Annotated in this window: 32 protein-coding genes; 9 read left to right on the forward strand and 23 right to left on the reverse strand. The window is 50.2% G+C overall.

All coding sequences use genetic code 11. The annotated features are described in order from the left end of the window. Positions 1–40 precede the first annotated feature (40 nt). Positions 41–430, forward strand: coding sequence for a disulfide bond formation protein B (locus EVJ30_RS01260; protein ID WP_131467800.1), 390 nt, complete (start codon positions 41–43; stop codon positions 428–430). Between the two features lie 460 nt (positions 431–890). Here EVJ30_RS01260 and nadE read toward each other — a convergent pair whose 3' ends face one another. The 7 genes from nadE to EVJ30_RS01295 form a co-directional block, all read right to left on the reverse strand. Then, positions 891–1,706, reverse strand: a complete 816-nt coding sequence (gene nadE, locus EVJ30_RS01265) for an ammonia-dependent NAD(+) synthetase (protein ID WP_131457259.1) — start codon at positions 1,704–1,706, stop codon at positions 891–893. A gap of 116 nt (positions 1,707–1,822) precedes the next feature. Continuing rightward, complete coding sequence (locus EVJ30_RS01270; protein WP_236635960.1) at positions 1,823–2,620, reverse strand: BsuPI-related putative proteinase inhibitor; 798 nt, start codon at positions 2,618–2,620, stop codon at positions 1,823–1,825. Between the two features lie 101 nt (positions 2,621–2,721). After that, positions 2,722–2,916 carry a hypothetical protein gene (locus EVJ30_RS01275; protein ID WP_131457261.1) on the reverse strand — a complete coding sequence of 65 codons (195 nt, stop codon included), beginning with the start codon at positions 2,914–2,916 and terminating at the stop codon, positions 2,722–2,724. 240 nt (positions 2,917–3,156) lie between these two features. Next, positions 3,157–4,248 (reverse strand): virulence factor, encoded by a 1,092-nt coding sequence (locus EVJ30_RS01280; RefSeq protein WP_201738308.1) that lies wholly within the window; start codon positions 4,246–4,248, stop codon positions 3,157–3,159. A gap of 70 nt (positions 4,249–4,318) precedes the next feature. Then, positions 4,319–4,558, reverse strand: a complete 240-nt coding sequence (locus tag EVJ30_RS01285) for a hypothetical protein (RefSeq protein ID WP_070327611.1) — start codon at positions 4,556–4,558, stop codon at positions 4,319–4,321. Between the two features lie 67 nt (positions 4,559–4,625). Then, positions 4,626–5,897 carry an alpha/beta fold hydrolase gene (locus tag EVJ30_RS01290; RefSeq protein WP_161566943.1) on the reverse strand — a complete coding sequence of 424 codons (1,272 nt, stop codon included), beginning with the start codon at positions 5,895–5,897 and terminating at the stop codon, positions 4,626–4,628. A 2-nt stretch (positions 5,898–5,899) separates the two neighbouring features. Then, positions 5,900–6,466 (reverse strand): GNAT family N-acetyltransferase, encoded by a 567-nt coding sequence (locus EVJ30_RS01295; protein WP_131457267.1) that lies wholly within the window; start codon positions 6,464–6,466, stop codon positions 5,900–5,902. 151 nt (positions 6,467–6,617) lie between these two features. On the opposite strand from EVJ30_RS01295, the gene EVJ30_RS01300 reads away from it, so the two are divergent. Continuing rightward, a complete protein-coding gene (locus tag EVJ30_RS01300) occupies positions 6,618–7,349 on the forward strand; it encodes a hypothetical protein (RefSeq protein ID WP_070327614.1) in 732 nt (243 codons plus the stop codon). A gap of 272 nt (positions 7,350–7,621) precedes the next feature. Then, complete coding sequence (locus EVJ30_RS01305) at positions 7,622–7,909, forward strand: hypothetical protein (RefSeq protein ID WP_070327615.1); 288 nt, start codon at positions 7,622–7,624, stop codon at positions 7,907–7,909. A 13-nt stretch (positions 7,910–7,922) separates the two neighbouring features. On the opposite strand, the gene EVJ30_RS01310 is transcribed toward EVJ30_RS01305, so the two are convergent. From EVJ30_RS01310 to EVJ30_RS01325, 4 genes are read right to left on the reverse strand one after another with little or no spacing between them, the layout of a single operon-like run. Beyond that, a complete protein-coding gene (locus tag EVJ30_RS01310) occupies positions 7,923–8,117 on the reverse strand; it encodes a hypothetical protein (protein WP_131457269.1) in 195 nt (64 codons plus the stop codon). Further along, complete coding sequence (locus EVJ30_RS01315; protein ID WP_161568810.1) at positions 8,114–8,638, reverse strand: hypothetical protein; 525 nt, start codon at positions 8,636–8,638, stop codon at positions 8,114–8,116. The genes EVJ30_RS01310 and EVJ30_RS01315 overlap by 4 nt, the downstream gene beginning before the upstream one ends. A gap of 5 nt (positions 8,639–8,643) precedes the next feature. Then, positions 8,644–9,228 (reverse strand): phosphatase PAP2 family protein, encoded by a 585-nt coding sequence (locus tag EVJ30_RS01320; protein WP_131467804.1) that lies wholly within the window; start codon positions 9,226–9,228, stop codon positions 8,644–8,646. Continuing rightward, positions 9,228–9,773 carry a phosphatidylglycerophosphatase A family protein gene (locus tag EVJ30_RS01325; protein WP_131457381.1) on the reverse strand — a complete coding sequence of 182 codons (546 nt, stop codon included), beginning with the start codon at positions 9,771–9,773 and terminating at the stop codon, positions 9,228–9,230. Before EVJ30_RS01325 ends, EVJ30_RS01320 begins: the two co-directional genes overlap by 1 nt. A gap of 174 nt (positions 9,774–9,947) precedes the next feature. Here EVJ30_RS01325 and EVJ30_RS01330 point away from each other — a divergent pair, with 174 nt between their 5' ends. Further along, on the forward strand, positions 9,948–10,457 hold the full coding sequence (locus EVJ30_RS01330; protein ID WP_071399504.1) for a YjcG family protein: 510 nt from the start codon (positions 9,948–9,950) through the stop codon (positions 10,455–10,457). A 2-nt stretch (positions 10,458–10,459) separates the two neighbouring features. Here EVJ30_RS01330 and EVJ30_RS01335 read toward each other — a convergent pair whose 3' ends face one another. Then, positions 10,460–10,648 carry a hypothetical protein gene (locus EVJ30_RS01335; RefSeq protein ID WP_016510315.1) on the reverse strand — a complete coding sequence of 63 codons (189 nt, stop codon included), beginning with the start codon at positions 10,646–10,648 and terminating at the stop codon, positions 10,460–10,462. A gap of 83 nt (positions 10,649–10,731) precedes the next feature. Beyond that, positions 10,732–11,505 (reverse strand): enoyl-ACP reductase FabI, encoded by a 774-nt coding sequence (gene fabI, locus EVJ30_RS01340; RefSeq protein ID WP_071399503.1) that lies wholly within the window; start codon positions 11,503–11,505, stop codon positions 10,732–10,734. Between the two features lie 149 nt (positions 11,506–11,654). Between fabI and EVJ30_RS01345 the strand changes: the two genes are divergently transcribed. Then, positions 11,655–12,821: an FtsW/RodA/SpoVE family cell cycle protein gene (locus EVJ30_RS01345; RefSeq protein ID WP_070327622.1), complete on the forward strand. Its 1,167-nt coding sequence runs from the start codon at positions 11,655–11,657 to the stop codon at positions 12,819–12,821. Between the two features lie 41 nt (positions 12,822–12,862). Here EVJ30_RS01345 and EVJ30_RS01350 read toward each other — a convergent pair whose 3' ends face one another. From EVJ30_RS01350 to yjbM, 3 genes are read right to left on the reverse strand one after another with little or no spacing between them, the layout of a single operon-like run. Further along, entirely contained in the window at positions 12,863–13,732 is an 870-nt protein-coding gene (locus EVJ30_RS01350) for an RluA family pseudouridine synthase (protein ID WP_131457275.1), read from the reverse strand. Positions 13,733–13,735: 3 nt separating this feature from the next. Next, positions 13,736–14,533 (reverse strand): NAD kinase, encoded by a 798-nt coding sequence (locus EVJ30_RS01355; RefSeq protein ID WP_070327624.1) that lies wholly within the window; start codon positions 14,531–14,533, stop codon positions 13,736–13,738. A gap of 12 nt (positions 14,534–14,545) precedes the next feature. Beyond that, positions 14,546–15,190: a GTP diphosphokinase gene (gene yjbM, locus EVJ30_RS01360; protein ID WP_131457277.1), complete on the reverse strand. Its 645-nt coding sequence runs from the start codon at positions 15,188–15,190 to the stop codon at positions 14,546–14,548. A 108-nt stretch (positions 15,191–15,298) separates the two neighbouring features. On the opposite strand from yjbM, the gene EVJ30_RS01365 reads away from it, so the two are divergent. Together EVJ30_RS01365 and EVJ30_RS01370 are read left to right on the forward strand one after the other, a co-directional pair. Further along, a complete protein-coding gene (locus tag EVJ30_RS01365; RefSeq protein WP_201738389.1) occupies positions 15,299–15,880 on the forward strand; it encodes a CYTH domain-containing protein in 582 nt (193 codons plus the stop codon). 333 nt (positions 15,881–16,213) lie between these two features. Beyond that, positions 16,214–16,738, forward strand: coding sequence for a DsbA family protein (locus EVJ30_RS01370; RefSeq protein WP_236633983.1), 525 nt, complete (start codon positions 16,214–16,216; stop codon positions 16,736–16,738). Positions 16,739–16,964: 226 nt separating this feature from the next. Here EVJ30_RS01370 and pepF read toward each other — a convergent pair whose 3' ends face one another. Genes pepF through cls form a run of 3 tightly spaced genes read right to left on the reverse strand, consistent with a single transcriptional unit; the run spans position 16,965 to position 21,370 of the window. After that, positions 16,965–18,767, reverse strand: a complete 1,803-nt coding sequence (gene pepF / locus EVJ30_RS01375) for an oligoendopeptidase F (RefSeq protein WP_131457279.1) — start codon at positions 18,765–18,767, stop codon at positions 16,965–16,967. Positions 18,768–18,784: 17 nt separating this feature from the next. Next, positions 18,785–19,846, reverse strand: a complete 1,062-nt coding sequence (locus EVJ30_RS01380) for a competence protein CoiA (protein WP_131457281.1) — start codon at positions 19,844–19,846, stop codon at positions 18,785–18,787. Between the two features lie 12 nt (positions 19,847–19,858). Then, complete coding sequence (cls, locus tag EVJ30_RS01385) at positions 19,859–21,370, reverse strand: cardiolipin synthase (RefSeq protein WP_131457283.1); 1,512 nt, start codon at positions 21,368–21,370, stop codon at positions 19,859–19,861. 82 nt (positions 21,371–21,452) lie between these two features. On the opposite strand from cls, the gene EVJ30_RS01390 reads away from it, so the two are divergent. Further along, positions 21,453–22,178 (forward strand): SDR family NAD(P)-dependent oxidoreductase, encoded by a 726-nt coding sequence (locus tag EVJ30_RS01390; protein ID WP_131457286.1) that lies wholly within the window; start codon positions 21,453–21,455, stop codon positions 22,176–22,178. Positions 22,179–22,241: 63 nt separating this feature from the next. Here EVJ30_RS01390 and EVJ30_RS01395 read toward each other — a convergent pair whose 3' ends face one another. The 4 genes from EVJ30_RS01395 to EVJ30_RS15255 all read right to left on the reverse strand — a co-directional run bounded on the left by EVJ30_RS01395 (position 22,242) and on the right by EVJ30_RS15255 (position 25,089). Next, entirely contained in the window at positions 22,242–23,477 is a 1,236-nt protein-coding gene (locus EVJ30_RS01395; RefSeq protein ID WP_131457288.1) for a DUF2254 domain-containing protein, read from the reverse strand. 68 nt (positions 23,478–23,545) lie between these two features. Further along, entirely contained in the window at positions 23,546–24,202 is a 657-nt protein-coding gene (gene mecA, locus EVJ30_RS01400) for an adaptor protein MecA (RefSeq protein WP_131457290.1), read from the reverse strand. Between the two features lie 175 nt (positions 24,203–24,377). Then, positions 24,378–24,776: a transcriptional regulator SpxA gene (gene spxA / locus EVJ30_RS01405; protein WP_015881217.1), complete on the reverse strand. Its 399-nt coding sequence runs from the start codon at positions 24,774–24,776 to the stop codon at positions 24,378–24,380. A gap of 175 nt (positions 24,777–24,951) precedes the next feature. Beyond that, positions 24,952–25,089, reverse strand: a complete 138-nt coding sequence (locus tag EVJ30_RS15255; protein WP_167331259.1) for a hypothetical protein — start codon at positions 25,087–25,089, stop codon at positions 24,952–24,954. A 223-nt stretch (positions 25,090–25,312) separates the two neighbouring features. On the opposite strand from EVJ30_RS15255, the gene EVJ30_RS01410 reads away from it, so the two are divergent. Then, positions 25,313–25,843, forward strand: coding sequence for an HD domain-containing protein (locus EVJ30_RS01410; protein WP_131457292.1), 531 nt, complete (start codon positions 25,313–25,315; stop codon positions 25,841–25,843). Positions 25,844–26,076: the final 233 nt, after the last annotated feature.

Genomic DNA, 26,076 nt, shown 5'->3' on the forward strand with positions numbered 1-26,076 from the left:
ATGTTCATTCGCAATTTTTGAGTCGTCAGGAGGAAATCGTATGCAACGTCATCATTTTGCCTTTATTGTCGCGACCGTCGCGACGCTCGGAAGTTTGTACTTCTCCGAAGTCATGCTTTATCTGCCCTGCAAGCTGTGCTGGTTTCAGCGCATATTCATGTACCCGCTCGCGATTTATTACTTGACCATCATGTTGACGAACCGTGAGGTCAACCGTCTCTTCATCGGACTGATGGCCGGTTCCGGCTGGCTGATCAGCTTATACCACGTCGTGCTCGAACGGATTCCGAACGGGGACGCGTTTTGCAGCAACGACTGTCTCATCCGTTGGGTGAACTACTTCGGGTTCGTCACGATCCCGCTCTTGAGCTTCATCGCGTTCACGCTGATTTTAGCTATTCAATTCGTTCCAAAACGTACTGCTCGTTGAATGGAAAGAGGAGACGCGGTCGAAATACGACCGCGTCTCCTCTTTATCAAAATTAGGCGAGAATACTCCCACTTCTAAACGACGCGGGCGAAGCCCTAGTGAAAGTGGGAGATGAATCGCCTTCGAACCAGGCGTGTCTTTCGATACATCAATGGTTCGACATCGTGTTTGAACTTCCTGAAATCAGGTAAAAAAATAAGTGTCACGTTCCTTGAAAACTGAAGATATAGGGTTGTGGCAGGAAGTTCGTCTGTCACGTAAAATCTTCAACGTTCACCTAGCGGATGACCGAATTAGCGAAAACCAAGCAAAGTAGGCATCCGCACTAAAGAAACGGACAAGATCAACTTTCAACCGTCGGGACGACGGGGTTAGCCTGATTAGGTTCCGGCTGATAGGTCGGATAACTCAGGAATCCTTCACCTCTAAGCAAAGCGTAGGTGGGGGTAGTTCAATTAGCTCATTGCCACCACTCGTCATAGAGCGACGCCGGCATATGGTGCTTATGGCGCGACCGCTTAAAGATCGTCTCGATCCGCTCGGCGATAGCCGGGTCGACGGCTTTCCCTTCTAAATAATCGTCGAGTTGGTCATACGTCATCCCCAGTGCGACTTCATCGGGAAGACCCGGTTTGTCGTCCTCGAGGTCAGCCGTCGGCACTTTATAAATCAGACTCTCGTGCGCTTCGAGCTCATGGAGCAACGCTTTCCCTTGTCGCTTGCTCAGTCCCGTAAGCGGCGTCAAATCGGCTGCCCCGTCCCCGTGCTTCGTATAAAATCCAGTTACATACTCTGCCGCATGATCAGTCCCGACGACAAGCGCCCCGAACGTCGCTGCGATGTCATATTGGACTTTCATCCGTTCACGCGCTTTCGTGTTTCCTTTATGGAAATCGCCGAGTTCGAGCGTCGTCGCTTGTTTGAACGCCTCGACCGAAGCATCGACGGCCGGCTTGATGTTGACGGTGAACGTCTTGTCAGGCCGGATGAAATCGAGTGACCGCTTGGCGTCGTCTTCATCATGTTGTTCGCCGTATGGGAGGCGGACCGCATAAAACGTATAGTCGCCGCCGGTCTCAGCCCGCAACTCTTCCATCGCATGTTGGCATAACTTGCCCGCGAGTGTCGAGTCTTGTCCACCTGAAATGCCGAGGACGAGTCCTTTCGCCCCCACACGTTTGACGTACGTTTTTAAAAAGTCGATTCGTCGGCGGACTTCTTGAACTGGATCGATGTGCGATTTCACATGAGTCGATTCGATGATGTGTTGTTGCATCTTTCGTTTCCTCCTTGTTTGTAAGTCGGTTTGCCTTATTGTCTGACAATCTGGTTTTGTCGTCAATACGTTTGATTACCAAAAAAAAGACGGAAACGTGAGTTTCCGTCTAACGCTTATTGAATGCGGAACGATGCGACGTCTCCGCCGATCGGTGTCATCTCTAGGAAGAGCGACTGCCCTGATGTCGGTTCCTCGTCTAATAACACGCCGAACGTGAAGCCGCCGGCCGTCGGTTGCGACGCCCCTTGCGCAAACACGTTGTGCCCGTCCGAGACACTCCATTCGAACTCCTCGACGTTCGTGTACCCAGCCACTTCAATCAAATTCCCGTTTCTCTTAATCGAGACATCGCTGAACGCACCGTCCGTCTGGGCCGGTTGCTCGCTCGACTCATCCGTTGGTTCTTCAGAAGGCTCTTCCGCAGGCGGCGCCTCTACCGCTTCAACTGATAACGTCTTTTGATCGGTGGCCGCCATCTCTGGTGCACCTTCGACTTGAGCGAGGCTGACGAAATCAACCGTATACTCTCCGCTCTCGAGTGTGAGCGGGAACACTTCGTCAAACACTTTCGTCTCACCCGGTTCCCACGTCTCTTCGATAATTGATTCAGTGAACATATATTCGCTGCCATAATCAAAAACGGTCGTTTCTCCGTTCATGACCGTCAACTGAAAACGTTGCGATGAATTGAAGGTCACCTTGACCGGTCCTTCATTCGGGTTCGTCATCGAAACCGTCGCCGATAATTGTTTTAAATCGGCATTGTAGCTCGCGTCCGTCTCAAGCGTCAATAAAGCTGGAGCTGCCGACGAGTTCCCGTCCACATCGCTCGGAGTTGCTTCTTCTTTACCACACGCCGCCACCACGAGCATCATCGTAGCGACCACGACTAGCAACCAAGTTTTTTTCACGTATTCCACTCTCCTCAACAAAATAAAAAAAACGTCTATAGCACTAGTGTATACGTTCGTGCAGACGTTTGTAATGGATTTCCCTATATTATTTACCTTTTTTAAGAAACTTGTAGGTTTTCCACGTATTGCTGCCAACCGGTCACGAACAACGAGTCAGCGACGTCGATGTCAGAACGAACTTGTGCAGAGATTGAGAACGTCTCACTATGAATCGTCTCAAAAGTGACGGTGATCGTGCCATCGACCACTTCTTTGTAAGCTACGAGTTCAGTTGTTTCTGCAAAAAGAATCATGAGTGTGGCTCCTTTGTCCATATAAGATATATTCAGTGTACCAACGTTATTCAAATAAAAACGTCTTATCGTTCGACAGTCCCGCCCCGAGCTCGACATGTCTGTCGAATAACTGGCACCGATTGTTAACCGATTGGTTGAATTATGTAAGGACAAACGAAAAAGAGAGGCAATTCGCCAAGCGAACTCCTCTCACTTCCTATAACTGTAAATTTGAACAAACTTGGCTTGTCGAATGGTTTATTTCGAACGGTTCGAGATTTGTTGCCATACCGTTCCGAGTGCCGTTTCTCCGCTCGTAATTCGCTCTTTGGCGAGCCTTGCCTGAAGGGCGACTTCGAATTCACGGTCTTGTTCGGCGATTGTAAGTGCCGGCACCGATTGCTCGTCCCCACAGTCAAATAGGAAACGGGCGGCCCGCCAGCGGACAAGCTTACTTTTATCTTTGAGCGCCTCGATCATCGATGGCTGAGATTTTGACAACGCCCAATCAGAGACGGTGTCCCCCGCGGTCCGTCTCACAATCGGTGACGGATCGACGAGTGCCTGCTCGATATAGGTGACGTAATCCTCCCGATTTTCTTCAAACATACCAATCATGACGACTGCTTGACGACGGATCGCCATCACCTTGTCCTCGAGTGCCCGGCGGAAGTAATTCATGTTCTCCGGTTCGATTTGCAGTTCATCCAAGAATGCCATCCGCGCTTTCCAGTCTTCCGACTGGAGTTGCGACACGTTGGCCTCGTAATCCGCTTCGCGCCCGAAAGCACGGGCGACAATCCGAGCAACGCGATCTTCTGGATAGGCCGCTTCAAGTTCTTCTTGGGCGACGCCGCTCACGTCTTCAAGCTCTCCGTAGCGAGGCGCTTGTTCGACCCAGCGGCGATCTTGAATGACATTTTTCACTTGCTGCTGCACTTGCATCGCTGCGTCGACAAAACGTTTAGACAAACCGACCCGTTTCTCCTCGTCACCTTTGACGAGTTTCAACTGCATCGGGACGTCTAATACGAACTGGACTGATACGTGGACCGGCTCATAGTCTGCCGTCAACTGGCTCGCTTCTCCTTCAGCGACGTCTTCGCCGAACGCACGACGGATGTCGTTCATGACGTCGTGCCAATCGTGTTTCGGATGCCGTTCGACCGCTAAAAAATCAGAGACGGCGTATACCGATTTGACGCCTCGTAGTGCGATGATGTCTCGGATCGTCTCCGGGACGTCTTGACTCGCCTTGTCATATGTGATCCCGCGGCCAGAAAAAGCCGGTTCGACAATGATCTTTAAATTGTTCGGACTTGGCGTTGGTTCAATTGCCACAAGTTTCATCTTCATCACCTCACACCAATCGTGACGAAAACAACAAAAAAACGCAAGCGAGTCGCTTGCGTCGTGAACATCAAAATAGGGCGATGAACTGTTGGAGGGAATAGCGCTCTCCTTCGACGTCGAACGTGTCATCTCCAGCAATCGGTTCTAGGAAGAAGCGTTTCTCCCCGTCAGCTTTCACGTAACCGAAGATGTGGTTCGTCTGATAAAATAATTCCACAATCGTGACCCGGCCGAACGTCATCCCGTCATTGATGACTGCCTGGTCCCCTAACTCGCCGCCGTTGTACAGTTCGATATACGTTTCCATGTGTTGTCGCTCCCTTTGTGTTTGTTTTCACAATTCATTTCTATCAGACAAAGGTCGTGACTTCAAGTTATTTTTTTGCGTTACGCTTCCAAAAATCAATCCAATTATAATACTCAGATAACACTCTATCAATTTGTTGGATTGACGGTTCATGTTCAAGTCCTTTAGCACCAATCTTCTCTTTGCAATGCGTGATAAAGATTTCGTTTCCTGGTAAAACGTTTGCCCGATTTGTGGCAAATACTTGTCGGAGGTGGACTTGGCATCTTACCGTCCCGAGCATGCCTGGCGAGGCACCAGCAATCAAGACCGGTTTATCACGAAGCGGCGTTCCCGGTTCGAGTGATAGCCAGTCGATCGCATTCTTTAAGACGCCGGGTATGCTGTGATTGTATTCGGGGGTAACAACGAGCAGACCGTCCGCTTCTCTAACCACTTGCTTGAACGCGACAACGACGTCCGGTTCATCCGGGTCGATCAAGTCGTCATTATAGAGCGGCAATTCGATGGATGCGACCTCCACGTCAAACCGATCACGACCGAGTTCGATGATCGAATGAAGTAGCGCCGTATTGAACGATGCTTTACGCAAACTTCCTGATACGGCGATCAGCTTGAACTTATGCACCGAGCGCACTTCCGCGTCGAGCCAAGCGTTAATGAGTTGCGCTTCGGTTTCAGGCGCCTCCATCATCCCCATATGACTGGCTTGCACCGTCTGTTTTGTATGACGCTCCGCCCCTATGAAAGCTCGTTCCGCGTCCATGTTCGGGTCTTTCGAGCCGTAAATAAACAATCCGGGCAGGTTCGTCTCGCGCACCGTTCCTGTCTCGTCATTCCGGTCCCGAATCGCTTCTTGAGCTGAAATGATTCCTTCTTTCGACATCTTGAAGCCGATTCGTTTCGCACGTTCGATGAGTGTCTGATCAGAATCCGGGGCGAACACGCCTGGGATCATCTCGTCGATGAACGGATGGACACCTTCTTCGATCACTTTCTCAATCGCGGCGTTTCGTTTCGCCTTCGCTTGATCCGAATCCGCGCCGGCCGTCGAATGAATCAACCCGAAGCCCGATAATTCATCCGGATAGCGTCGAACAAGGTTCGTCGTGATGTATCCGCCGAACGAATGTCCCAGTACGACCGGACGATCGAGCTCGCGCAAACGAATCTCTTTGATCACCCAATCCGCGAATTGATCGATCGTCTCGGGACCCGATTCGGTGTCATCATGTCCCGGAAGCGTCAACGCGTACACATCCGCTTCAAGCATCGGGACGAGCTCGTCAAAATAATCCGGTGACCCACATAGGCCGTGAAGCAATACAACTTGTCTCATCGTCATCTCCCTCTCTGTGACCATTCGTCTTTTAGTAGACGGTACATCGTCAAGTCCATAAAACGGCCGTGACTGTAAGCGTAGTCGTGTAGCAAGCCTTCCTCGGTGAAGCCGAGCTTTCGCACCAACCGATTTGACCCATCGTTCTCTGGCGCGACGAGCGCCGAGATCCGGTGAAACTTGAACTCGTCGAACCCATACCCGATGACGGCTGTCGCCGCTTCAAAGGCGACACCTCTGCGCCAATAACTAGGCGCGACTTCAAATCCGATTTCAGCCCTGAAGTATTGAGGCGTCCAGTTATGAAAGCCGATCGTCCCGACGAGTTCATCGGTCACACGGTCACAAATCGCCCATCGAATCGCTTTCCCTTGTTGGAATTGATCTTTAAAATAGGCGATGACGTTCTTCGCCTCATATACGGCAAGCAACGGATCCGATCCGTAATAGCGCATGACTTCCTCGGTCGAGAGAATCACGTAGAGTGCCCGTGCGTCCCTAGGCTCGAGTTCTCTCAGGATAAAGCGATCTGTAGCGAGCTCTGGAAAACTCTTCTTCAACCCCCACATGCTGAACCCGCCTTTCTTCTACCTTTTCTCTAATTATACCTAGTTTTCCTCAAAAACCATCATCTCAATCATCTCGACCGCTCCAACATGGCACACTCGGGACGGATTTGCTAAAATCAAATTGTAGTGACTTCGAACTGAGGGGATTAATATGTCAAAACAGTTGTTCTACATTAAACAAGACCGGGAACTACAACGTTTTACCCTTCATGGGGTGACACTGACGGATGTCGTCGAAGCGTTATCACTCGCCCGACCGATGATCATCTGTCGAACAGACATTAAAGGGATGAGACAATCATCCCGGACGAGGTTTCGCTATATCGAGGCACACGAACTCTCAACGTTCTCGACGAAATATTTGAATAACCAGACGAGTTTCACCGCCATCGATTTTCCCGACTATAATTTACTCGAGTCATTATCAGACCATGAGATTGCGGAAATATTGTTTTTGAGCCACATGGAACGAGGGCTGAAAGCGCCGTTCCTCAACTCGATTCAAAATGAGATCGCTTATTTCAACGAGTCGAACGATCGTCACAGTAGCCTCTACATAAAAGACTGGTCGACGATCAATCAGTTCCTGCAAAGCGTGCTTCAAAGTAAACTCGATCGTGACATCCGTAATATCAGCTTCGTCCCGATCCCGCTGCCTGTCATCGATGAAATCGTGGCTTTATCCCCACAAGGGCTGATTATCGATTTCGACCACACGAAACGCAGTCTGTTCAATCGACAAGTCGCCATCTCGTTTTACGTCGCCGGACGATACGAGGACATGTCTGTGCTTGAAGAAGACTTTGACGCCAAAAAAGAATCGATCGCCTTAAAAGGGCAATTGACCTATCGCCGCCGAACATGGGAAATCGAACGATTTTAAGTTCATACGTGTATGAAAGTCAAAAGAGCCTGTACAATTCAGGCTCTTTTTTGCTATTGCGCTCGTCTTTATTTCGTTCCAAATCGCTTTGTCTAACGACTTTATCGTTATTTTTAAAAATTGATAACAAATTGTCTTAATTTTTCGTTAAATTAAGTCTTTTCTTTTAACGACAGGACGGTATACTAGGAATAACCTTCTGGAGGGACGGAAGGCAATATAGAGAAAGCGAGGTGAAAATCTATTCATCTGTCGATGGATAGATCTACGAAATGGAACAACTGAAAGTACAGGGAATCTCTTCGTTCACCAAGTTTGCGACGAATGGAAACATGCTGAAATTAAAAGACGCAATTGCCGGCGAGCAGCGGATTTCGCTTCAAGAAGCGACCGATATTCAAGTCTCGATGCTCGACGAGGACCATTCGCGCTTCACTATATTCGGTCAGTCGCGCCCACTCGTGGAACTGACCCTTCCTCACCATTCTTGTGAAGTGCTATATGCATGGCTACTCCACAAATTAAAACGACAAAAAATCAAATTGGCTTCAAACGCTTAATAAAAGCGCGTCCTCATGAGGAGGGCGCGCTTTGTTCATTTCTCCGATAGATGGTGACGCCCCCATGTTTGGCGGCGCCCACGACTTGGAACAACCACTCTTTCTCGATCAACAGTGACCGTACTGTCAAAAAGTCGTCTTTCGGTACGAGCAACTCATCGATTGAGCCGTCGAGTAACGCTTTGACCTTTTGTTCCCACTCGTTCATTTTGCTTCATTCCTTTCCTTCTGTGCTTCGTTCGCCCAGGCAAATAAGTACTCACCCGTTTGAATCGCGTCGCCCGGTACGAACAGTTCCATCGGCACGTGTGCATGCGACGGAATCTCTCGATTGATTGCGAGCACGACCGGTTCACCGAGTGCTGCTTCGATGTAGTCGGAAGCAAACGTGATCACTTCATCCGCAGACATTGTTCCCTCGTTCGCAAGAGCCGCTGCATAGGCCGCGTCCATCTCATTATCTTTCAACAGAACACGTCCGTGCTCGAGCAGCGCGAACGGTGGCTTCGCGTCGACATGAAACACCTCATAGGCGCGATAGCCCGTTTCATCACATGATAGGAGCGGAACGAAACGGCGTTGTCCCGTCCATTTCTTCAATTGAAACAACGTCCGCATCGACGCAAATGACTTCGCGCCAGTCGCATCTTTTTCGACCAATATCGTCGGCGAACTCGCCGCGTCCGCTTGATCCCTTCCCATAAACAACCAACTTTCAACTTCAGACACGAGTATCAACGATTCTTCCTCCCTATAATCCATTCTGATCCGGCAATCACCGTGAACGCGACGAGCCATCCGCCCATGACGTCACTGAAATAGTGAACGTTTAAAATGACCCGACTGAACGAGACGGCTACGAGTAGCGCGACGAGCACCGCGACCCAAACGGGCGAGTACTTTCGCCGGTATAAACTAAAAGCGAGCAAACCGTACAAGGCGAGCGAACCCGAGGCGTGCCCGCTCGGAAAACTATACGTCGTCGCATCGAGAGCGGCATCGATGAGCGGCCGGTCGATCCCGTACACTCGCTTCAATAGTTGAGTCACAACTAACGTCCCGATGACGACGAGCGGTAACCGGAACGCTTCAAGTTTGTCCCCGCGCCATAACCAATAAAGCATGCCGACAAAGGCAAGGGCGATCAACACCTTCACGCTGCCGAGTTCCGTCACATAGACAAACAGCGGGCCAGACAACGGCGCGACAGTCCGATAGACGAACCCGTCGAGCGAAACCGCCCCACCTAAAATGACAATCACCGAGACGATGGCGAAGCCAAGCGTCCCGGCGATTGTCATTGCTTTTGCGCGATGCATCAATATAATCCTTTGCGTCCACGCATCTCGTCTTCACCGAAATCGTTCATGTCGCGCAACCGGTGCGCGAGACGGCCCGATGCGTTAGCCGCGATCGCACCGACAAGGTCGTCCATGAACGTATGAACTTGACCGTCGTCCATCTTCGTATCGAGCTGCTTGATGATCCCGATCTTCGCTTTATCTAAGTAACCGAACGTCGTGACGGCAATCGATCCGTACGTGTTGACGGCCCCGATCGCGATCGTCTCATCGACGCCGAATAAACCTTCATCTGAAGCGACGATTGAAAGGAGCGGTTCTGACAACTGCCCTTTTTCGGCTAACATATCGAGCTCTGAACCGACGAGAATCGCGTGTTGGAGTTCGCGTTTCTCAAGGACGGCCTCAACCGACTCGATGCAGTCTTTTAATGATAAGTGTGGTGAATAGGGCGCCTGCATTTGGTAAACGATCTCTGCGATCGATTCGATCGATACGCCCCGTTCAATCAAACGGGCCCGTGCAGCCTCTGTTACGTCTCGTGAGTGTGGTACTTGTTTCATAATTGTTGCGGGCAATTACCCGCGTCACATCCCTTCATCTCGAGAAAAGCATGTCTCGAAGTACTCATTCTCTATTATACTGAAAACTTGAAAAAAAACACTAAGCCCACTTTGACTTCATTCGATAAATCGGTCATCATAAACTAGTAGACCATTCATAAAGGGGGAACTGGAATGAAGATTGGGGTAGTCTTATTTCCATCAAAACAAGTTCAAGACTTCGCCAACTCGTATCGAAAACGGTACGATACGAAGTACGCTTTGATTTCGCCACACGTGACGATCAAAGAACGTACCGAAGTCGACGAAGCCGAGTTACCAAAAGTGCTCGAGTATTTACAACAAATCGCTGAAACGACGAAGCCGATTCAGTTGAAGATCGACGGTGCCCGCTCGTTCGCGCCGACGAACAACGTCCTTTACTTAAAAGTGTTACCGACGCGCGAACTCGAAGCGCTACAAACTCGCTTACACGAAGGTGCACTCGATCAGCCTCCGAAGTACGAGTTCCTCCCGCATATCACGATCGGACAAGATTTGACCGACGCCGAGCTGTTCGATGTGCTCGAACGGATGCGGATGGAACAAGTCCATTTTGAAGAGACAATCAACCGTATGGCCGTCATGTATGAGCTCGAAAACGAAACATGGAACGTCTATGAGACGTTCCGGTTCCGAGGTTAATATTATACGCTCCGGTCGACGAAACGACCGGGGCTTTTTTCTTGTTCAGCTTCTAACCATTCTTCTTGACGCGGAATAATCCGTTGGACCCGCTGGATGCGAGTGACCGGTTCGATGTTCGCCCGTTCTGTCGGTTGGACCTGGCGATTCCCATATTGGACGACCGTAAAATCAATCTGATAAGGACCCATGATCTTCCCTCCCTCACAAGTCCTTACCCCAAACGGTTACGCTATAATACAAAAAGAGCGCATTTACGCGCCCTTTCCCAAACTTATAAAATATGGTAGCCGCTGTCGACGTGGATGACTTCTCCCGTGATGCCACTCCCCATACCCGATAACAAGAACAGACCGGTCGAGGCGACTTCTTCGGCCGAGACGTTCCGGCGCAGTGGTGCCTTTTGCTCGAGCTCAGACAAGATGCTGTTAAAGTCGCCGACACCTTTCGCCGACAACGTCCGAATCGGTCCAGCCGAAATCGCGTTGACTTGCACGCCTTGCGGGCCGTATTCGTTCGCCAAATATTTGACGCTCGAATCGAGCGCGGCCTTAGCGACACCCATCAAGTTATAGTTCGGCACGACCCGTTCCCCTCCGAGATACGTGAGCGTGATGACCGAAGCGTTCTCTGCGAAGTAAGGTTTTGCCGCCTTGACGACCGCCGTCAAACTGTACGCCGAAATATCGAGCGCTTGTGCGAACTGACCGCGCGTCATCTCCGAGAATTCACCGCGCAACGCTTCTTTATCCGCGAAAGCGATTGAATGCGCAATCCCCTGAATCAGACCGACTTGCTCATGGATCGAACGGAACGTCGTGTCGATCGCTTCATCGTTCGTGACATCACACTCAAGCAACAGTGCTTCTTGGCTCAATTCAGCAGCGAGTGATTCGAGACCTGACTTGAAACGTTCAGACGCATAAGTGAGCACGAGCTTCGCTCCTGCCGCGTCGAGCGTTTTCGCGATCGCCCAAGCGATCGAGCGTTTATTGGCAATCCCCATGACGACGTACGTCTTGTTCGTTAACGTTGGATAAATTGACATTGTGAACTCCCCTTTTTAGTACCTGGTTATAACATCTGTTATCAGATTACAGAATGGTGTCTGTTTTGTCAACCGCCTCGTAACGTATTGCGATTTTTTATAGTTACGGTAAGATAAACTACGTATAGAAAGGGTGAGACGACTTCATCATGAACCACATTCAATCTTATTTAAAAAGTTTAGACACGACACTTCTGACAATCGTCTTTTTCTTGATGGTCATCAGCCTTGGTGCCATCTACACGGCACAACCGATGTTGCCAACTCGTTTACAACATATTAACTTCGCCTTCGATCAAGGAATCCGTTACATCATCGGATTCGTTGCCATGTTTGCCATCATGACAATCGAATACGAGCAGTTGCGAAAAATTCATTGGTATCTCTATTCCTTTGGTTTATTGCTTTTAGTTGGCTTAATTCCGCTCCGGGATACCACACTCGTTCCAAATATTAATGGGGCGTATGGATGGTACAATGTGCCTGGTTTTAGTTTTCAACCAGCTGAATTTATGAAGTTGTTTTTACTTATTTCCATGGCCACAATCGTCTACGACCACAATAAACGTTACGGTTCGTCTCAACAGGATGCGTGGCTGTTAATGAAACTAGTATTACTCGCCATCCCACCTCTTGGGCTGATTGTCACGCAACCAGACTTAGGGACCGGGCTTGTTTTAATCACGATGCTCGGTGCCATCATCATCGTGTCAGGGATCGGTTGGAAATGGTTGCTCGGCCTATTTAGCGCTGCCGCCGTGACAATCGGTGGGTTCATGTACTTGTTTTTCTCGCATTTCGAGGTGCTTCAAAGCTTCGTTCCGGGCCACGCCTTGAATCGTTTCCAAGCATGGATTTACCCATATGAGTACTCTGACGATTTAGCGTTCCAGTTGATCAAATCGCTTCAAGCCATCGGTTCTGGTCAAATGTTCGGAACTGGCTATGGTCAAGGTTTAGTCTATCTACCAGAGTCGCAGACCGATTTTATTTTCGCCGTCATCGCTGAGCATTATGGTTTTATCGGTGCAGCAATCGTGATTATCGTCTTCTTCTTGTTCTTGTACCGGATGATTCATATCGCGCTCGAAGCGAGCAGTCCGTTCGGAAGTTACATCGTGACCGCCGTCATCGCCATGTTCACGTTCCAGATCTTCCAAAATATCGGAATGACAATCGGTGTCCTCCCGATCACCGGCCTAACCTTGCCATTCATCAGTTACGGGGGTACCGGGATCATCATGAACATGATTGCCATCGGGCTCGTCATGAACGTCGCCTCAAAATCAAAAACGTATATGTTTGACGACGATTGAAAACAGCCCCGCACTCATTTGAGCGCGGGGCTATGTTTTGTTCACTCGTGTTCAAGTTGAAAGTCGTCGGGGTAAGCCGCTTCGATTACAATACTCTTCCCTGTCAACGGATGATCGAACGCGGCAGACGAGCTGTGAAGCGCGTGACGGGCGAGCACGGGACGTCCGCCATACATGGTATCCCCGAGTAACGGATGACCGATGTGGCGCATGTGGACGCGTATCTGATGGGTCCGTCCGGTCTCGAGTTGAATCGTCAACGCCGCATAGTCACCTTGCGACTCGACGTGACGGACGTGTGTGACGGCTCGTTGCCCGTCGTCTGTGACGACGCGTTCCATGATCGAGTGTTCGGCCCGACCAATCGGCGCATCAATCGTCTGTCGTTCGACCAATCCTTCGACGAGGGCGATATACGTCCGGGACAAACCACCTCGCTTTTGAAGTTCGCTGAAGCGATGGTGCACGTACGCATATTTAGCGAACAAGACGACACCAGACGTATCCCGGTCGAGCCGATTGATCACATGAATCGCCGAGTGCAATCCAATTCGTTCATAGTAACCGAGCACAGCGTTCGCAAGCGTGTCGTCAGGATGAAGCCGAGACGGGATCGTCGCGATGCCTGCCGGCTTATCGACGGCGAGCAAATAGTCGTCCTCGTAGATGACCGTGAGCGGACGCCGCGAACGGACCATCGTTTCCGCTGGCTGCTCAAGCGGAAAATGAACCGTCACTTCATCGCCGCTCGACACATCAAAGCGAACAGTCCGCGGCTCCCCGTTCACTAAGATGAGGCCACCGTGTTTGACTTGCGTCAACATCTTGCGTGAGATGCCACAATCCCCCATCAAAAAATCGCGCAGCGGGACGTTCGTCTCCGCGACACGACGTAATGTAAAACCGTACATATGTTACTTCCCTTCCTCGATGAACGATTCGCGCACCCGACGCCAAAATGGGAACGGGCGGAACCGGGCGAACGTCACTTTTTCTCTCGCGACCGCGCAACGGATCGACTGGACGTTCGACCACGACAGTGCTTCCTGATGGTCGAACGCGAGCTCAAACTCCGTTTTCGTGTGCGGTTTGATTTTGACTTGGTGGTGCTTCGGCAACAACAGTGGTGAGCCGATCGTCCGGTAGACGAGATTATTGATCGACGCCATCTCGGTCACTTGGATCGCCTCGATCGATGGATGGACGATCGCACCGCCGAGCGCTTTATTATAGGCGGTCGAGCCGGACGGTGTCGAGATGCAAAGCCCGTCTCCGCGGAACGTTTCAAAGTAATCGTCACGGATCGACAAGTCACACACGAGCGTACGCTTGTAATTTTTAATCGTACACTCGTTCATCGCCAACTGCCGCTCCGTCGTCCCGTCCTCATAGTCGATCAACACTTCGACGAGCGGATAAGATACCGGTTCGAACGACTCGCTCGTGATCATCTCTGTCAATTCATCGAGCTCGTCCGGCTGCCAGTCCGCGTAAAAACCGAGATGGCCCGTATGGATGCCGACGAGAAGCGTGTCGTCTAGCCGGTCGACATATTCATGGAACGCCTGTAGCATCGTCCCGTCCCCACCGACCGAAACGACGATCCGAGGTTGTTCCGAGACGGAATGTCCCGCCTCGGTCAACTTGTCTGTCAACTCACGCGCGATTTCCGCGGAACGCGCATCTCCCCTTGACACAATCGCAAACTGCATACACTCACCCCCCTAGTCTTGGTCCGTTTGGACGTTCATTTCTTTATCACGAAACACTTGCTGCGCATCTTGAATCTCGACGCGGAGCTGACTCATCTCAGCATCGAGCAAAAACGCCGCCTCCGCGGCCCGGCGCAGCCGTTCTTGGACTTCTTGCGGCATGTCGCCATCGTATTTATAGTTCAACGAGTGCTCGATTGTCGCCCAAAAGTTCATCGCGAGCGTCCGGACTTGGACTTCGACGAGCGTCGGGAATTCCCCGTGGATCGTCTGGACCGGGTATTCGATGATGATGTGATACGATCGATAACCCGATTTTTTTTGATTCGTGATGTAGTTCCGTTCCTCTACGATTTTAAAGTCGGTCCGGTGGTGCAACAGCTCGAGGACCTGCACGATATCATCCACAAATTGACACATGATTCGAAGCCCGGCGATGTCTTGCATCTCGGTCGACAAGTGATCATAGGCGATCTGTTTTCGTTTCGCTTTCTCGAGGATGCTTCCGACCGGCTTGACCCTGCCGGTAACAAACTCGATTGGAGAATGGTCATTTTGCGAGTTGTATTGCTTACGGATCGCTTTAAACTTCACTTTCAGTTCATCGACCGCAATTTGATACGGCACTAAAAATTGATCCCAGTCCACTGATTGCATATGCTGTCACCACTTTCGTTCGTTTCGGAAAACCTTGCATTTTTCCGTATGTATCCGATTGTATGGTATCATAAACCAACAATTGTTCATAGAATGGAGCGATGACGAATGACCCAAGAAGTGGAAATTGAGTTTAAATCGATGCTGACGAAAGATGAGTATGAGACGTTGCTCGAATCGTATCAGTTATCCGACCAAGTCAAATGGCAAGCCAACGATTATTTCGATACACCCACGTTTGAACTGCGCAACCAAGGCGCGGCCTTGCGCATCCGTGAGAAGAAGACCGGTCAAGTTTTGACGCTCAAACAACCGCACGATGTCGGACTGCTCGAGACGCATGCACCGATCAATGAAGAAGCGGCGGAAAATTTGTTCAAGTACGGCATCGTCCACGACGAACAGATGAAACAAGCCCTCGCCACGTTCAATTTGACCGGACCGCTCGAGCATTTGGGCCGGCTCGAGACGAAGCGTGCTGAAATCGAGACGGCAGACGGTCTGCTCGTGCTCGATGAAAGTCATTATTTGGAGATTTGTGATTACGAAATAGAATTCGAAGTGACGGACGAAACGGCAGGCCGAATCGCGTTTGAACAGCTGCTCTCGAGCCACAGTATCCCGTTACGTCCGGCCAAAAATAAAATCGTCCGATTCATGGAAGAAAAGATGAGACGGAGTGAAGGTTGAGCAGATACGTTGCCAACCTTTTTTTTTCGTTGCTACAATGAGCATACGATATAGTTGATTTTGTTTACGAGAGGAGGCGACACAATGGAACTTGAACAATGTAATGAGTCATCCTGTTCACTGGAAGAATCTTCTATCCAAGTAACATATAAGCCATTAGAGTTATTCTATTTCATGGACATCTCTGATCCCGACGGTTTCCACGTGATGACACTCATTAAAAAACTCGAGCTCGAATACGGACACTTGATTCGTTTTCGGATGGTCTCGACAGTTCCTAGTTGTGTTGGCGGATGTCAGGAAGAGGTTCGCCTTCTCACGATGATCAAGGCTATGGAATTACAAGGAAAACGCCATGCGATGCGTTTTTTGCGTCACCTTCATATTAACGACGCCTTTACGAAGGACGCTTCTAACGATGCCGACCTGTGGGAGATTGCGCGCTCTTACGCCGGATACGGGCTCGATATCGATGAGTTGGCGGCAGATATGCAGTCGGATCAACTCTTGAGCGCCCTCGCTGTCGACCATCAAATATTAAAAGACTGGGAAATCGAATCACTTCCTGCCATGACGTTCGTCACCCGTGACGAGGCGCTCAAAATCGAAGGCGTCTATCCTTACGACGTGTACCAAGCCGTTATGAGTGAACTGCTCGGATACGTACCGAATCGGCAAACCGGTTGGAACGTTGAAAAAGTGTTACGTCACTACGACGCCTCGACAATCACTGAGCTCGCGTTCATCTTAGAGCTCGACAAGCCGATCATCGAACGGGAACTGAAAAAACTGTCGCTCCAGCAACGTTGCCGCCCTGTCCCCGGCTGCAGCGGTCAAGCATGGGCCACACAAAAATAAACGGATACAAAAAGAAACCCACGGCCGGGGAGCCGTGGGTTTTTGACGTCTCAAGCGGGGACAAGAGACGCCGATCTTAACACCCGGGGAAGGTGTCAAGACGGGAGAAAGTTTACGGTCAATAAAGGGGTTTGTGATTGATTTCACACTTATAATATAACCATAGGCTCGCCTGTTGACAAGCACTTTGTTCATATTGTCACATAATGTTCACGCACGTGCACGCTTACGAAAACAGGAGTGATTCCATTTCATCGAGGACGGATTCAAACTGATCGAGCGCTGCTAACACAGGTGCTTTCGTCGTCATGTCGACACCGGCTGCCTTCAACACCTCGATCGGGTAATCACTCGATCCGGCTTTTAAGAACTTATCGATATAACGTTTAACGGCAGGCTCGCCTTCGTCCATGATTTGTTGCGACAACGCCGCTGACGCCGAAATTCCTGTCGCATACTGATATACATAGTAGTTGTAGTAGAAGTGCGGGATACGGGCCCACTCGAACGCGATCTCTTCGTCGATGACGATGTCGTCGCCGAAGTAACGCTTGTTCAACTCAAGATACGTCTCGTTCAAGTATTCTGGTGTGAGCGAGATGCCATCTTGGGCCGCTTGATGGATCTTATGTTCGAACTCAGCGAACATCGTCTGACGGAACAGCGTCCCCCGGAACGTCTCGAGTTGATTGTTGAGCAAGTAAAGGCGCTCGGCTTTGTCCGTCCGTGTCTTCAACAAATAGTCGTTCAAGAGCGCCTCATTCGTCGTCGAGGCGACTTCTGCCACGAAAATCGAATAGTCCCCATACGGGTACGGTTGCGTGGCACGCGTGTAGTGACTGTGTACCGAATGACCGAACTCGTGGGCAAGCGTGAACAAGTTGTTCACGTTGTCTTGCCAGTTCATCAAGATGAACGGTTGCGTGTCGTACGCGCCAGACGAATAGGCACCGCTACGTTTGCCGCGTGTCTCTCGGACGTCGACCCAACGTGAATCGAGACCGTCTTTGACGATTTGGACGTACTCGTCCCCGAGTGGAGCCAGACCTTGGACCATGAGCTCTTTCGCTTCTTCATAAGGCACTTTCATCTCGACGTCTTTGACGAGTGGCGTGTATAGGTCATACATATGCACTTCGTCTACACCGAGCGCTCGTTTACGAAGCGCGACATAACGGTGCAACAGATCGAGCCGTTCATTCACCGCTTCAACGAGTCCATCGTATACCGATTCAGGAATCGAGTTGTTGTGGAGTGCCGATTGACGCGCGCTCTCAAACTTGCGAACCGTCGCATAAAAGTTGTCCTTCTTCACGCTTCCAGACAGAGTTGACGCGAACGTGTTCAAGTATTGTTTGTACGTCCCATACATCGCTTTGAAAGCCGTCTCACGCACGCTGCGGTCTGCCGACTCTAAAAACGTAATGTAACGTCCGTGTGTCAGTTCGACTTCTTCTCCTTGCTCATTCTTCACTTTAGGAAATTTCAAATCGGCGTTGTTGAGCATGCCGAACGTCGAGCTCGATTGTCCGAGCACGTCGCCGGCTTGGGCGAGGATCGCTTCTTCCGCTTCCGTCAAGACGTGGGGCCGCTCTTGCGCCAACTCATCGAACGCATGACGGTAGACGGTCAACCCTTCGTGGCCGTCCATGAACGCCGTGATCTCACTTTCATCGATGGCGAGCAGTTCTGGTGTCATGAAGGCGAGTTGAGCCGAAATTTGAGCGGCGAGTGACCCGGCACGGTCGTTCAGCGCCTGATAATGGCTGTTGGCCGTATCTTCGTCATAGCGCATATGGGCGTATGTATACAGCTTATGCAGTTGACGCGAGATCTCGTCACGGAGCTGCAGCGCCGCGTAAAGTGTCTCGGCCGATTCCCCGAGTTTCCCTTTGAATTCAACGAGTTCAGGGATTCGGGCTTTGAGTGTCTCAAAGTCTTGCTCCCACGCTTTGTCGTCTGCATAGATGGTTTCTAAGTTCCACGTCTCCTCGACGGGTACTTGTTGTCGTGTTAGTACTTCTGACATATGTCCACTTCCTTTTCTCAGTTTATATACGATTTCGCCATGAATCGCTGAAACCCTTGAAACAAACGAATATCGTCACGAAGTGCTGCTTCGAGCGTGACCGGGACTTGCCAGTCGATGACATACTCTGACAAGCCGAATACGTTCAAGAGTTGTCTCCATTGTAACTGAAACGAAGAAACAAAGTCGCTTGTCGGGGTCGCGTTGAACTGGCGGCATGTCTTCTCGATGCTCCAAGCGAGCGAATCCTCAGGAGCTTCCCGTCGATTTAAATACAAGACCGTTTGAAATTCGAACGGATGAACATGAACACCCCACAGCGCCGGGAGCGGCAAATAACAGACCGTCGGCAATAGCGACGGTAACATGCCGAGCGGATAGAGACGATTCAAGATCAGCCGTCTGAAGAGCGGCGTCGGATAAGGCGGCGTCATACGCTTACGCCGCACAAGTTGAATCCATCGGTGCGCATCAAATCGATAAAACGGCTCAAACGGCGAGACGTCAAAAGATGTCGCCGGCACCCACGTGCCTTGTGCCCGTCTGAGCGAGATCGGACACCCGACGAACCGGTACAACGCGTTCTTGACCGGAACGATCAGCGTACACCGCCGCGCGATCTCACACCTCATCCACGGTGAGAAGGACGGCACCGGTTCAAGACGTAATCCGCTCGCGATCCAGATGACGGCAAGACCGTTTCGCTCATAGTGTCTCGTCCGTTCTACGTAAGAATCGACTGCTAGCGGTGAGGACTGTATTTCGACGACGAACGACGCCCCGGCTTTTGTCGCGATTAAGTCAGCCCGTCTCCCGTTAAGGTCCACTTCTTGCTCGACATCATATCCGCCCGCCTGCAGCCATTGTCTGACGCCCCATTTATCGGTTCGGTGACCAGCCGACTCTCCGCTCCCACACGTTTGAACGTGAGAAAAATGGAGCCTCCGTTTCGCTCCTCGTTTTACAATGACCCGTTCTCCGCACTGCGGACATGAAAAAGGGGCAGCCGGTTCGATTTGCCTCCGACTCAACGTATGGGCATCCACGTACTCCCCTGTCTGATCGATTGCGAACCGCATCCCGCTTCCCCCTCATAATAATGGTGAAAACATTCGTGCCAAAGATTCAACGAGTTTGATGAAATAAGATCGTTCTGCGAACGCGCCCAACTCCAACTCGTGAGACCCTTCAAAATCTTTGTAGATGTCTTGCTTGAGCTGATGAACCGAGTTCGTGTTGTACAGCAGTGCGTTCACTTCAAAATTGAGATGAAAACTACGGAAGTCCATGTTCGCCGTCCCGATCGTCGCTAGACCGTCATCGATGACGATGACTTTCGAGTGCATGAATCCTTCCTCGTACAAATAAATCTTAACGCCAGCGCTGAGCAAATCCTCATAATAAGATCGGCTCGCATAGAAGACGATTTTATGGTCCGGGAAGCTCGGTAAGACGATGCGGACATCGATCCCCGACAAAGAAGCCGTCTTCAACGCACTCATAATATCCTCGTCAGGAATTAAGTACGGTGACGAGATGTATACCGATTTTTTTGCGGCGTTGATGAGCGCGAAATAAATCGACTTCATCGTCTCGTACGGCTCGTCCGGTCCGCTGGCGACGATTTGAACACCGCCGCTCGCGCTCCGCACCGTCTCGAGCGGCTCTAGGTAGAACGGTGTGAACAAGCGCTCACCCGTCATATAGTACCAGTCTTGCAGGAAAATCAGCTGCAGTTCCGATACCCCTTCCCCTCTGACGTATAGATGCGTGTCACGCCAAAATCCGAACTTCGTATGCTCTCCTAAATACTCGTCCCCGACGTTCAAACCGCCCGTGAACGCTTCTGTCCCGTCGATGACGACAATCTTCCGGTGGTTCCGATAATTCGTTTTACTCGAGACGAGCGGTAAGACGACGGGAAAGAACGCCTGCACGTGGACACCAGCTTGTCGCATCTCTTCGAAAAAAGAACTGCTCGTATGAATCGACCCGACCGCATCATACAAAAACCGGACCTCGACCCCAGACCGCGCTTTTTCGATCAAAATCCGTTGAATTTCCCGAGAAATACGATCTTCCCGGAAAATGTAGTACTCGAGGTGAATGTGACGCGTCGCCCCGTTCAAGGCTGGCAATAGTTTCGAAAACTTTTCTTTTCCGTTTGTGAGGATTTGTGTATACGTATTCGACGAGACGGGTAATTGATTCAATGAAGACGTTAAGTGGAGCAACTTCTCGTAATCATCGTGCGGAAACACGAGCGATGGCGAGAGTGTCATCGCTTTTTGCCGATAAGCGAGATACGTTTCTTCATCCAACATCGCCTTCTCATTGAACATGCGTCTCCGCCGATAGTTTTGACCGAAGACGAAGTATGCGAATAAACCGACGACCGGAAATCCGAGCATGACGATTGCCCAGATGAGCGTTCGTTGCGGATTACGGTTCTCGAGCAAGATGACGAGCAGGATGCTAAACGTCGTCAGAAAGACGAGGATCGAGAACAGCCCAATCACTTGCGAGCTCCAGTAATAAGATAATACGGCAATGAGCCCTGCGAGCAAAAGAAGGGATAATAGTACTTGTATGCGTCGCAACATATTATAAACTGACCCCGTTTCTGTCATGTATTATTATTAATTATACATCGGAACGATATCTTTTTGAGGGAGTGGAGAAAATATGGGAACTTTTCTAGTAACGGGGGCGACGAGCGGCATCGGTCGTGCGGTCTCCTTACGGTTGGCAGAAGAAGGACACGACGTCTTAGGCGTCGGACGTGATGAGACGAGAGGTGCGGCACTAGAACTCGAATCGGATAACACCATCACGTTCCTGAAATGTGATTTATCTCAAGCTGACGAGGTCGAGGCACTCATGGACCGCCTCGCAGCCGATCAAGTCGTCCTGCACGGATTATTCAATAACGCCGCGACGTTCGGTCGCCCCGGTACGCCTGAACGGTTGCCAGCCTCTGCTTTTGACGAAGTGTTCGAACTGAACGTGTTGGCGACAAACCGCCTCATTCAACGCGCAATCCCGCTCCTCGCGACCGGTTCTAGCGTGGTCAACAACGCAGCGATCGTCGGACACGTCAAATTCCCGCCGATGCTTGGTCCATACGCCGCTTCGAAAGCGGCCGTCATCGCCTTGACGAAGACGTTCGCCCACCGGATGAAAGGAAAGATTCGTTTCAACGCCGTCTGCTTCGGACCAGTCGATACGCCGCTCAGCCATAAGCTGTACGGCGGCGAGGCAAAATTCAAAGACGCGATGAGCCACCATTTCCGCGGGAACGCCGCTTCACCGGAAGAAGTCGCACCGGTCGTCACGTTCTTGCTAAGTGATGCGTCGAGCTATATTAACGGCCAAGCCATCACCATCGATGGTGGTTACAGCCTGTCTTGAACGCGAAAAGGGGTCGTCTACGAATTAGACGGCCCCTTTCGCTTTTGTGCGAACAGCTATATATTATGCCTTGATTTTCCTCGCTTGCATCATCTGGGTCGTCAAGAACGCCTTTTCGCGCGGATGCAAATCATCCCATGCGAGCACGTCTTCAATGTAATCGACGAATTCTTCAAACGTGTCGTGATGCGTTGGATGAGCGCGCAGGCGTCCGATCCGGATCGCCTCGAAAATCGACGCCATCACGAAAATGTCATGGCTCGCGTACGTTTTGATCGGCGCGAGCGCCTCGAATAACGTCGCTTCCATCGCTTTCCGTTTGATGTGCCAATCACTCTTACCGTTTGAGAAGACGAAATCCCCTTCCGGAAGTTCGCTCAATTCCCGTAAGATATCCCCGATATAGTGAATCGCATGAATCGCCGTGTTCGGGTCGTTAATCCCCGGTGATACTCCTTTAAGGGCGATCTCACTCAATTTTTCAATGACGAACGCCGGGTCTTGGATCGATGAACGGACCTCGCCGATTTGAAACACATCTTTGTCGAGAGCGTCATCCCCTAGCCAATATCCGAGAATATCTCCTTCCGCCACAAAGTCGCCGACCGCGACGACCGATTCGAAACTGATGTCGTGATCTTCTTGTTTCTCGCTCGAGAACAATTGAACATAGCCGGTCCGCGAGGCGTACACCGCTTGCCCTGTTTCGAACGTATGGACCGATCGTTTCAGCACGATGCTCACCTTTCCGTCTTCGACCGCTTGCTTCTGTTTTACGATGACGGATAATGCTTCTCGATGTAAGGACGATAACAGGCGTTCAGCTTGAATCGAGACGCTAATCGTCTGAATGAACTTGACGAACGCCCAGATCGAACTGACGACTAATACGACGCTGACACCTGAGGCGAGGACGGCGTCCTCTTCCGATGTCCGAATGAGAAATAAATTCGTGATCCCGTATACAGTAGTCATGATGAAAATACCGAGCGTATGTTTCGAAGCCGAGTTCGTTAAAAAGTTATTGATTGTACGGGGCGAAAATTGAGATGAATACGTCGTCAGCACGACTAAAATCGTCGAGAAACTGAACGTCATCATCGTCATGAGACTCGTGAACGACGACGAAAGGACGGAAGCGGCTGAATCCTGATCCAAATAAATGATTTTTGGCAACAGTTCGCGGAAAAAGCTACCGAAGTATTGCGTCAGAAACGTTAATACGATACCGCCTGTCCCATACAAAAACGGGACGAACCACGTACTGTCTGACAACATCAATTGTAAACGCTTGAACATCAAGTCACCTCTTCATATGTATCAATTAGTAAAAAAGTCGCCTGTCCGTTTGAACAGGCGATTCGAGTTTAAAAATAGTGGCGTACTTTCGAGAACACGTCGCCGTCGAGAATTGGTTTACCGTACTCCTCGAGCATAGCGAGGGTTTGCGTACTGAACGACAAATATTCGGCTAAAAGACTGAGGACGTTCTCTTCTTCTTCCGGCTCCATCTCGTCCGGGAAGTCAATCCACAAGTAGTAACGGTTTTCATAATGGAATAACTTGAGGGTGACGTTATCCAACGTATCACCGGCCCGTTTGCTCAGAGCGATAATGGCCTCAAAGTCATCCGTATCCATGGCTAACGGAGCCCACGCCTCCGGTTCAGTTTCGACTTCATCGAGTTCACTCAACTGGTCAAGGACAGACTGTTGATCACGCGCTTCGTCGATCGCGTTGCGCAAGAGCGAGCCGAGTTCTGCGTCGTCTTCTGTGTCGATCACATTTTTGGCGATCGTGACAGTCACTTCAAGCCCTTTTTCAAACGCTTGTACTTGTATCCATAGTGGACCATCGAACGAGATATCTTCCCGTTCGTGCGCTTCGTCCATCATCTGCCAGAACAGCTGCTCACCACGTTCTCGGTTGTACCAAATTTCATCCCGGGCGAATCCGCGTTTCTCGATATCGACATAAGTGATGAAAAACTTGACGGTATTGTCATTGATGCGCTCAATTTTCACGATTGTCCACTCCCTTCTGACCTCACTCCTACTTCTTAAGGAGGAGAGGGGAAATTGTCTTGTTATCATAGTACCCTTTTTTTCACCTGTCAATCTATTGATGATGGGGTGTGCATCACTATTTTATCGGAAAAACGAGATAATAAAAAGCACACTGCTTGGACAGTATGCTTCCTCACTCGTTGACGAGTCGTTGCGCTTCTTGAAGTTGGAACGTACGAACTTTACGAGGCAAGAACCGACGAATCTCATCTTCGTTATATCCGACTTGAAGGCGTTTTTCATCAATCAAAATCGGACGGCGAAGGAGGCCCGGATATTCTTGAATCAAATCGTACAACTGCTGAAGCGAAAGTGCGTCGACCGATACATCAATTTTCGAGAAAACTTTTGAGCGGGTTGAGATGATCTCATCTGTGCCGTCTTCTGTCATGCGTAAAATCTGTTTAATCTCATTGAGTGAGAGTGGTTCTGAGAATATGTTTCGTTCTGTAAATGGGATATCATGCTCTTCGAGCCAAGCCCGTGCTTTTCGGCACGATGTACAGCTCGGAGACGTATAAAGTGTGACCATTTTCGTTCCTCCCTGATCAAATGTTCGTCCATTTTTTCGTGACTCTTCTTGTATACCCAAAATCTCGTTCACGTAATTATAATAATTCTTATTTACTGAAACTTCAATGATATTCTTTCTCATCCGGGGAAGAAAAGAGGACGCATTCAGAAGAATGCGACCTTGATCGACCGTTCTACGAAGCTGGAATCCGAGAAACCGGTTGTGACACCGTTTCTTTCCCTGGCTTCACTTGCAAGTCTTTCAATTTCTTCTTGAGCACTTCTTTTAACAGTTTCTTTTTCTGTTGCAGTACTTTGTCACGCTCTTTCATGGTCTCTCACCCCCCATGGACGAAAGGAAAAAACAACCATTACTGTATCTGAAAATCTTAAAGTTGCACTAATCTATAGTTAAATTATAGCACATCCTATTGAAAAATGTTGAACAATCTCGTAAAAAATCATGATTTCACACGTTCCAAATTTGCATTTACTTATCCATTCCCGTATAGTTAATAGAAATAATCTTTGAAATCACCAAGGAGGAGAGCACGAATGAGAATCACGTTAGAAACGATCATGCAGCATCACGTCACCCAGAAATACTTGACACGATCTGGATTAAAACATGCCGTCGACGTCTGTGAACGCGCTCTCGAATTGGCGACACGACGAGGACTCGACACCGATCTAGCAACGAAGGCTGCACTGCTCCACGACATCGGTCATTACGAATGGTACACCGAAGGCAAGTGGAACTATGACTTGTATCGTCAAAACGATATCCACGCCATCAAAGGCGCGGAACGCGCGCATAAACTGTTGATCCGGCTCGGAGAAGACCCGGCTCGGGCCAAGGAAATTTCCGTCATGATCCTGCTTCATACGGATTCTTACCTTCCGCCTAGCCGCATCCAACGGACCCCGCTCCAACAACTCGTCCATGATGCCGACACGTTCGTCGAACAACCGGGCGGCCTTCACCATTATGAAACAATGGAGATTGAAGATGCGCTTGCTCGCGTCCGCTCCATCGATGCCGTCGTCGAGCGTCTCTCGAACTTGCCGCGCATCTCAAACGCTTAACACCGTCCGGGTCTCCCACGGTGTTTTCATTTGAGCAAAAAAGAGGCTGGGACATAACTCAGTAGATTTATAAGAAAGAGGCCACCGGGAGCGACTTGTTCGCTAACGGTGGCCTCTTCTCATTTTTATGGGTTCGTTCACGCATTTCGGACTAAACAGATAGGGGCGACCTCTGATAAAGTTAAAGTGACCAAACCATAACTTTGGAGGTGCCCCTATGTACAAAAAGTATA

Source organism: Exiguobacterium sp. SH5S13, from assembly GCF_004337085.1.
Lineage (GTDB): Bacteria > Bacillota > Bacilli > Exiguobacteriales > Exiguobacteriaceae > Exiguobacterium > Exiguobacterium aurantiacum_A.

Bases quoted from the DNA above. Each gene is read 5' to 3' on its own strand.
- EVJ30_RS01290 (WP_161566943.1), bottom strand. From the start codon at position 5,897: ATGAGACAAGTTGTATTGCTTCACGGCCTATGTGGGTCACCGGATTAT.
- EVJ30_RS01390 (WP_131457286.1), top strand. From the start codon at position 21,453: ATGGGAACTTTTCTAGTAACGGGGGCGACGAGCGGCATCGGTCGTGCG.
- EVJ30_RS01350 (WP_131457275.1), bottom strand. From the start codon at position 13,732: ATGTACGGTTTTACATTACGTCGTGTCGCGGAGACGAACGTCCCGCTG.
- EVJ30_RS01395 (WP_131457288.1), bottom strand. From the start codon at position 23,477: ATGTTCAAGCGTTTACAATTGATGTTGTCAGACAGTACGTGGTTCGTC.
- EVJ30_RS01345 (WP_070327622.1), top strand. From the start codon at position 11,655: ATGAACCACATTCAATCTTATTTAAAAAGTTTAGACACGACACTTCTG.
- EVJ30_RS01305 (WP_070327615.1), top strand. From the start codon at position 7,622: ATGGAACAACTGAAAGTACAGGGAATCTCTTCGTTCACCAAGTTTGCG.
- EVJ30_RS01330 (WP_071399504.1), top strand. From the start codon at position 9,948: ATGAAGATTGGGGTAGTCTTATTTCCATCAAAACAAGTTCAAGACTTC.
- cls (WP_131457283.1), bottom strand. From the start codon at position 21,370: ATGTTGCGACGCATACAAGTACTATTATCCCTTCTTTTGCTCGCAGGG.
- EVJ30_RS01320 (WP_131467804.1), bottom strand. From the start codon at position 9,228: ATGCATCGCGCAAAAGCAATGACAATCGCCGGGACGCTTGGCTTCGCC.
- EVJ30_RS01260 (WP_131467800.1), top strand. From the start codon at position 41: ATGCAACGTCATCATTTTGCCTTTATTGTCGCGACCGTCGCGACGCTC.
- spxA (WP_015881217.1), bottom strand. From the start codon at position 24,776: ATGGTCACACTTTATACGTCTCCGAGCTGTACATCGTGCCGAAAAGCA.
- EVJ30_RS01310 (WP_131457269.1), bottom strand. From the start codon at position 8,117: ATGAACGAGTGGGAACAAAAGGTCAAAGCGTTACTCGACGGCTCAATC.
- EVJ30_RS01300 (WP_070327614.1), top strand. From the start codon at position 6,618: ATGTCAAAACAGTTGTTCTACATTAAACAAGACCGGGAACTACAACGT.
- pepF (WP_131457279.1), bottom strand. From the start codon at position 18,767: ATGTCAGAAGTACTAACACGACAACAAGTACCCGTCGAGGAGACGTGG.
- nadE (WP_131457259.1), bottom strand. From the start codon at position 1,706: ATGCAACAACACATCATCGAATCGACTCATGTGAAATCGCACATCGAT.
- EVJ30_RS01365 (WP_201738389.1), top strand. From the start codon at position 15,299: ATGACCCAAGAAGTGGAAATTGAGTTTAAATCGATGCTGACGAAAGAT.
- EVJ30_RS01370 (WP_236633983.1), top strand. From the start codon at position 16,214: ATGGAATTACAAGGAAAACGCCATGCGATGCGTTTTTTGCGTCACCTT.
- fabI (WP_071399503.1), bottom strand. From the start codon at position 11,505: ATGTCAATTTATCCAACGTTAACGAACAAGACGTACGTCGTCATGGGG.
- EVJ30_RS01275 (WP_131457261.1), bottom strand. From the start codon at position 2,916: ATGATTCTTTTTGCAGAAACAACTGAACTCGTAGCTTACAAAGAAGTG.
- EVJ30_RS01380 (WP_131457281.1), bottom strand. From the start codon at position 19,846: ATGCGGTTCGCAATCGATCAGACAGGGGAGTACGTGGATGCCCATACG.
- EVJ30_RS01295 (WP_131457267.1), bottom strand. From the start codon at position 6,466: ATGTGGGGGTTGAAGAAGAGTTTTCCAGAGCTCGCTACAGATCGCTTT.
- EVJ30_RS15255 (WP_167331259.1), bottom strand. From the start codon at position 25,089: ATGAAAGAGCGTGACAAAGTACTGCAACAGAAAAAGAAACTGTTAAAA.
- EVJ30_RS01410 (WP_131457292.1), top strand. From the start codon at position 25,313: ATGAGAATCACGTTAGAAACGATCATGCAGCATCACGTCACCCAGAAA.
- EVJ30_RS01335 (WP_016510315.1), bottom strand. From the start codon at position 10,648: ATGGGTCCTTATCAGATTGATTTTACGGTCGTCCAATATGGGAATCGC.
- EVJ30_RS01285 (WP_070327611.1), bottom strand. From the start codon at position 4,558: ATGGAAACGTATATCGAACTGTACAACGGCGGCGAGTTAGGGGACCAG.
- EVJ30_RS01355 (WP_070327624.1), bottom strand. From the start codon at position 14,533: ATGCAGTTTGCGATTGTGTCAAGGGGAGATGCGCGTTCCGCGGAAATC.
- EVJ30_RS01280 (WP_201738308.1), bottom strand. From the start codon at position 4,248: ATGAAACTTGTGGCAATTGAACCAACGCCAAGTCCGAACAATTTAAAG.
- EVJ30_RS01325 (WP_131457381.1), bottom strand. From the start codon at position 9,773: ATGAAACAAGTACCACACTCACGAGACGTAACAGAGGCTGCACGGGCC.
- yjbM (WP_131457277.1), bottom strand. From the start codon at position 15,190: ATGCAATCAGTGGACTGGGATCAATTTTTAGTGCCGTATCAAATTGCG.